Annotated in this window: 5 protein-coding genes; 2 read left to right on the forward strand and 3 right to left on the reverse strand. The window is 40.2% G+C overall.

The window, feature by feature from the left end; genetic code table 11:
• Positions 1 to 21: 21 nt before the first annotated feature.
• From add to FC65_RS01365, 3 genes are all read right to left on the reverse strand, one after another.
• A complete protein-coding gene (add, locus tag FC65_RS01355) occupies positions 22 to 1,038 on the reverse strand; it encodes an adenosine deaminase (RefSeq protein WP_056971269.1) in 1,017 nt (338 codons plus the stop codon).
• A 422-nt stretch (positions 1,039 to 1,460) separates the two neighbouring features.
• Positions 1,461 to 2,777 (reverse strand): C1 family peptidase, encoded by a 1,317-nt coding sequence (locus FC65_RS01360; RefSeq protein WP_056971270.1) that lies wholly within the window; start codon positions 2,775 to 2,777, stop codon positions 1,461 to 1,463.
• A gap of 180 nt (positions 2,778 to 2,957) precedes the next feature.
• The gene (locus FC65_RS01365; RefSeq protein WP_010497158.1) at positions 2,958 to 3,920 is read right to left on the reverse strand and encodes a ribose-phosphate diphosphokinase; all 963 of its coding nucleotides are present in this window, start codon (positions 3,918 to 3,920) and stop codon (positions 2,958 to 2,960) included.
• A 227-nt stretch (positions 3,921 to 4,147) separates the two neighbouring features.
• Between FC65_RS01365 and FC65_RS01370 the strand changes: the two genes are divergently transcribed.
• Together FC65_RS01370 and FC65_RS01375 are read left to right on the forward strand one after the other, a co-directional pair.
• On the forward strand, positions 4,148 to 4,762 hold the full coding sequence (locus FC65_RS01370) for an endonuclease III domain-containing protein (RefSeq protein WP_056971271.1): 615 nt from the start codon (positions 4,148 to 4,150) through the stop codon (positions 4,760 to 4,762).
• Between the two features lie 342 nt (positions 4,763 to 5,104).
• Complete coding sequence (locus FC65_RS01375) at positions 5,105 to 6,025, forward strand: aldo/keto reductase (RefSeq protein WP_010497154.1); 921 nt, start codon at positions 5,105 to 5,107, stop codon at positions 6,023 to 6,025.
• Positions 6,026 to 6,087 lie beyond the last annotated feature (62 nt).

Here is a 6,087-nt window from a genome sequence, read left to right on the forward strand (position 1 = left end):
TACGAAATAAGTTAATATTTTCTAATTAACAGCTGCATAATCTTCGAGTTCTTGTATATACAAAGCTTTTTTCTCTTCACTGATCCACGAAGTTTCAAATGAGTTGCGGGCCAACTTTACGACTTGATCTTTAGTTAAGTTATAACGTTCAGCGATTGCATAGTAGTTATCTCCAATGTTGCCGCCAAAATAAGCAGGGTCATCTGAGTGGATCGAAACTTTTACATCTTGTCTCAACAATTCAAGAACCTCTTTACCCTTCATTTCTGGCGAAACATAGCCATTTGAAAGTGGACAAGAAGTCAAACCGATCTTATTTTTAGCCGCAAATTGAACTAAATCAATATCTTCAACGATATTAGTTCCATGATCTAGGCGCTCAACTCCCATGATTTCCAATGCTTGACGAATATGCTCAATAGAATCTTTCTGATCAATGTCACAGTGAGCCGTCAAATGTAAACCTTCTGCAGCCGCATCTTCAAACTGGCGGGCAAATTTCAGAGGAGGATTATTGTGTTCATCAGAATCCAAGCCGATCCCGATAAATTTATCTTTATATGGCAAAGCCTCCAACAAAGTCTTTCGCGCCGATTCTTTCGAAAAATCACGTAAAAAACACATTATCAACGCGGCATCCACATTAAGGGCACGTGCATCAACAACAGCCCGATAAAGTCCATTGATCACTGTTTCAAATGCCACTCCCCTGCTAGTATGTGCTTGCGGATCAAAGAAAATTTCAACATGCCGGACATTATTTGCGGCTGCCCGTTGTAAATATTCAAAAGCTAATTCATAAAAGTCCTCTTCTTTTTGCAAAACTTCCATCGCCGGATAATAAACCGCCAAAAAAGAAGCTAAGTCATCATATTCGTACGTCTTTTGTACTTCCTTAATTGTTGTCTGTCCAATATCGACATGATTTCTTTTAGCAAGTTTCAATTTCAGCTCTGGCTCAAGCGTCCCCTCAATATGTAAATGTAGTTCGGCTTTTGGTAAATTAGCAGTGAATTCTTTGGTAACTTTTGTTGGCAAATTAGCCCCTCCTATGCTGTGTTATTCAAATATAAAACACTTCGAAGTATACCATGTATAAATTTCAAATCAATAGCAATACACGAATATTTACATTATTTTATGATTTAATGTATGCAAAAATCCAAGTGTGTCAGAAAATTTTCATACATTCTTACCGCTCACATCGTTCCCTGATTTACCTGATGGCGGTAATGTTAACTATCAAAACTTAGCCTATTTTGGGCTAGTCCTGGCTTTAACTGCAGCACGCAAGAACTAAATAATATTAATTTAAATGAAACTGGAACAAATTGTTTTTTTTAAGTAGATAAAAAATAACACAAAATTTTTTCGAATTTCGTGTTATTTCTGTATGCGACTGGTTTCATCACAATTTCTTTTTCATTATGCTCTATTCCTAGTCAAATCAAAAAACATTTTTAACTTAACGAATCCCATGGTTTAAGTGCCTTTGCAGGTGAATCGACAACTTTCAGATCATCTGCAGTCAGGTACTTCCGCTCGACAACGACCTCATAGACATACTGGTCGAACCATTCATCTGACATGATGAAGTAACCCTTTTCGCCGACTTTATCGCCCCAGCTGTTTTCTACTTTCCATTTGGTAGGCTGTCCGTCAACCAAGTCGACTCCTGTCAATGTCATGGCATGAGAACATTCACCCTCACGTGTTGCCAAACGTTGCGCCTTAGTGATCGTCAGATCAATGTTAAACAACTCCGCTTTTTGGAAATATTCCGCTGCTAAGATCCCGAGCTGCCGGTCAGAATAATGACCCACATCACAGCCGAACCAGACCGTCTTGCCGTCTTTCAAAGAAGCGATCGCAGCATCTTTCACCGATTTCAAGCCCACGTTTGCCAACTCAACTTGCTTGCCGTCAAAAATATAATTTTGACTTGGGATGCCAAAATTCTGATTGCTTTCATGATCAGGCGCATCAGCTAAAACAACATATTGGTCAAAATCAACTGCCACATACTTTTGGAAAAACTCTTGCGGCGTCAGATCACGGTCGAGATGGTACTTCTTGTCATCATCACGATATTCAAAATCAAAGCTGACTGGCGGTTGACCAAAGGCATAAACCAGCATCCGGTAAACCTCGGCAAGTTGTTTTTTCTTGTCTCCACGCAGCTCATCTTCTGTCGCACCTGCTTGGTAATGAGCTCGCAGATCAACAACATCATTTTTCAACTTATAATTTAAGACGTCTGAAATTTCTCTCGTTTTTTCACTATTGTAAGTTTCAGGCATGACGCTTTGAGGTACTAAACCATACTTGTTGATCAAAGCAGCTCCGTTAGCCCACTGACCACCATCGGTATCACCCCACTGCAACATTGCCAGGTACTCGCGGTCATCATCCGGCCGATCGATCAGTTCGATCGCAGTTTCCAACATTTTGTTGGCCTTTTCTAACCGATCATAAAATGAGTTATAATTTTGTGAAAATTGAAAATCTTTCACCTTATATTTCTTGGCAAAATCATGGCGTAAAGTATTGAGAGTGGCAAACAGCCAGCAACGCCCGCTTTGTTTTTGATTGGTGACAGAATCCGTCTCAACTTCAACTGAAAATGTGCGGTCTAAGTTTTTCAAAAAAGTATGGTCCGCACTTGACTTGAGCACACCATTTTGTTGTACAGCTCGAGCCAATGCTTTGCTGGCGGGGACCTCATCTAAGTCTGTTTTAAATTGTTGTAAATCTTTTTCAGTCAGATCTTTCGTCAAAAAAATCCCTCATTTCATTTTATTTTTCACATGTTTAAATTCTAGCATCAAAGCCAAAATACTTGCAACCATTTTTTAATTTATTTTTAATTTTCTTAGCTTAACTTCATTTTTTGCTAGAAATGCACTAAAAAAGCCATACCGCCCACTGCTGTTCAGGGTTAATATGGCTTACAAAACTTAAATATTATCTTTTTTGCTAAACAATGTATCAACTGACTGATTGTGATAGATCAAAGTTAATGCTTTTGCGAAAATAGGTGCGATCGACAAAACTTTTAACTTGTCAAATTGCTTTTGCTCTGGGATCTGGATCGTATCTGTGACAACTATTTCCTTATATTCAGATTCTTTTAACTCTTCAGAAGCGTTGCCGGATAAAATCGGATGAGTGGCACAAGCATAGATATCACCAGCACCGGCAGCCTTTAAGGCAAGCCCAGCGTCCAAGGCCTTGCCACCGGTATCGATCAGATCATCGAACACGATACATTGGTGACCTGCGACATCACCAATGACCATCGCACTTTTAGGATCGATCCGTGTATCATCGCGCTTATCCACGATCGCGATCGGAGCTTTCAATAATTCAGCCAAATTACGGGCAGCCTTCACACCATTGTGGTCAGGCGCAACTACAACGACGTCATCGGCGATCCCAGAATCTTTAAAGTACTGGGCTTGCGCATAGATCGCCAGTAAATGATCCACTGGACAATTGAAGAAACCTTGCAACTGGCCAGCATGCAAGTCCATTGTGATGACCCGATCAGCACCTGCAAGTTGAATGAAATTAGCGATCAACTTAGCCGTGATCGGTTCACGAGAACGGGCCTTACGATCAGCACGAGCATAACCATAATATGGGATGACTGCATTAATAGAACCAGCACTGGCACGACGTAAAGCATCCATCATGACCATTAGTTCCATAAAGTTTTCGTTGACTGGTTCTGAAATCGATTGGATCACAAAAACATCATCGCCACGAACACTGTCATCAATATTGACCTGTATTTCACCGTCACTAAAATGTTTGACAGAAGCTTGACATAAAGTAACGCCCATCTGATCAGCAATTTTTTTTGCCAACTCTGGATTCCCATTAAGCGCAAATAATTTAATCCCCGCATTTTCTTGCATTATTAATTGATCCTCCACAACTATTTTGTCAGGCTGAAAATCTACAAAAACCATATACTAATCGTCTACGGCTTTGCAATTAACAGATTTTTCTTGAATGCTTATTTTCATTAAATTTTTCTTTCACAACATATTATAATAAAAAAGAGCGTGAATTTCTATGTTATTGTCCAAAGTGTTGAGATAAATTCACAATTTTATTTTTAATTTCAAGAAAGGGGCCAATTTTGAAAAAAAATTTACACCAACTTTATTTAACTCTGGCTGATTACCTGGGACCACAAAACTGGTGGCCAGCAGATAGCGTTACCGAAATGTTATGCGGCATGATACTAGTCCAAAATACCAACTGGAACTCTGCTGCCCGTTCACTGGAAAACTTACGCCAAGTCACTGCTTTTGACGCTTCTGTGATCCGTCGTTTGCCAAATGAGCAACTGGAACACTTGATCAGGCCAAGCGGATTTTACCATGCCAAAGCAAAGTATTTAAGAAATATTTTAACCATGTATCAAGACCATTTTCAAGAACTTAGCCGTTTACAAACACCTGCCCTTCGCCATGAATTGCTAAAAATTCCTGGGATCGGTGCTGAAACAGCTGACGTCTTGCTGCTCTATTTGTTTGATCGTTCAGCTTTCGTTGCGGATGCTTATGCCAGAAAATTATTCCGCAAATTGACCGGCCAGAATTTTACTTATGAGCAGCTGAAACTAAAAGTTGAACTGCAGTCAGATTTTTCGCCCATTGAAGCGCAAGAGTTTCATGCTTTGATCGACGAGTACGGCAAACTAAAGGATGATCCGCTCAATTTAGCTGAACGTTTTCGTTTTGAATTGTGAATCGCTTTATGTAACAAATTAGTGTTCCGGCTCAGCCAATTGGAAAAAATCATTGTCTTGGCACCACGCTTTCAGTTGCCGTGATAACTTCAACTGAGATGGAGTGCATGTTCATCGCTTGAACCACGCTGAATTTGCATAAGAACTTTGACCGGCTGCTTCTCTTTTGATTGGAGAATAACTTAATCAGTCAGCCACTTTTTCTTGCAATGCATAAACGTTTTCTTAAATTATCGGCCTTAGTTTGTAAAACAAAATAATTTAATTTACTGCTTAATTCTTTTATACTTAAGCTAATAACGCAAGAACAAACTTGCTTTTCAAAATAAGGGGGATCCTTTAATGACTCAAGAAGTTACAATTGGCAAAAGTGACGTCACTGTTTCTAATGCTCTGGGGTTAGGGACTAACAAGGTCGGCGGGCATAACCTATTCGGCGATCTACAAGACGAAAATGGCTATGCACTGGTCAAAGAAGCACTGAATTCCGGTATTTCTTTGCTGGACACTGCCTTTGCTTATGGAAATGGTCGTTCTGAAGAGATCATCGGGGACGTCATCCAAGACTATGATCGTTCCAAGATAGTGCTCGCTACAAAAGCTGCCCATGATCCAAGCAAAAATGGTGAATTCAACAACACACCTGCGTTTTTGAAAAAATCGGTCGATGATGCTTTAAAACGTTTGAAAACCGACTATCTCGACATCTTCTATATTCACTTTCCGGATAAAGATACTCCAAAGGCTGAGGCTGTCGGCGCTTTAAGTGAACTTAAAACAGCCGGCAAGATCCGTGCGATCGGTGTTTCTAATTTCTCCCCTGACCAGCTCAAGGAAGCTAATGCCGATGGGCTTGTCGATATTGCCGAGGATAATTACAGTTTGGTCCATCGTGGAGCACAACAAACAGAATTTCCTTATCTCAAAGAAAATCAAATTTCATTTGTGCCCTACTTCCCACTGGCTGCCGGCTTGTTAACTGGCAAATATGGTCCTGAAGATAGCAACAAATTTAAACAATTTTCTCAAAAGCAATATCAAACGATCACTTCCGCTTTAGATGAAGTGCGTAATATTGCTAATGGACATGGGGCAACGGTCGCACAAACGATCATCGCTTGGTATTTGAAAGATCCAGACATCAGTGTTGTGATCCCCGGTGCCCGAAACGCTGACCAAGTCAAAAGCAATGTTGCCGCTGTGGACGTTAACTTAAGCCAGAGTGAATTTGACCAGATCGAGCAATTGTTCAGTAGTTTTTAAAACAAATAGTCACGAACTGACCAGCGAAAACTTTGTTCCTGAATTATTCATACTTTTCGTTG

The sequence above is a fragment of the Ligilactobacillus acidipiscis DSM 15836 genome, from assembly GCF_001435755.1.
GTDB classification, from domain to species: Bacteria; Bacillota; Bacilli; order Lactobacillales; family Lactobacillaceae; genus Ligilactobacillus; species Ligilactobacillus acidipiscis.

Bases quoted from the DNA above. Each gene is read 5' to 3' on its own strand.
- FC65_RS01365 (WP_010497158.1), bottom strand. From the start codon at position 3,920: ATGCAAGAAAATGCGGGGATTAAATTATTTGCGCTTAATGGGAATCCA.
- FC65_RS01375 (WP_010497154.1), top strand. From the start codon at position 5,105: ATGACTCAAGAAGTTACAATTGGCAAAAGTGACGTCACTGTTTCTAAT.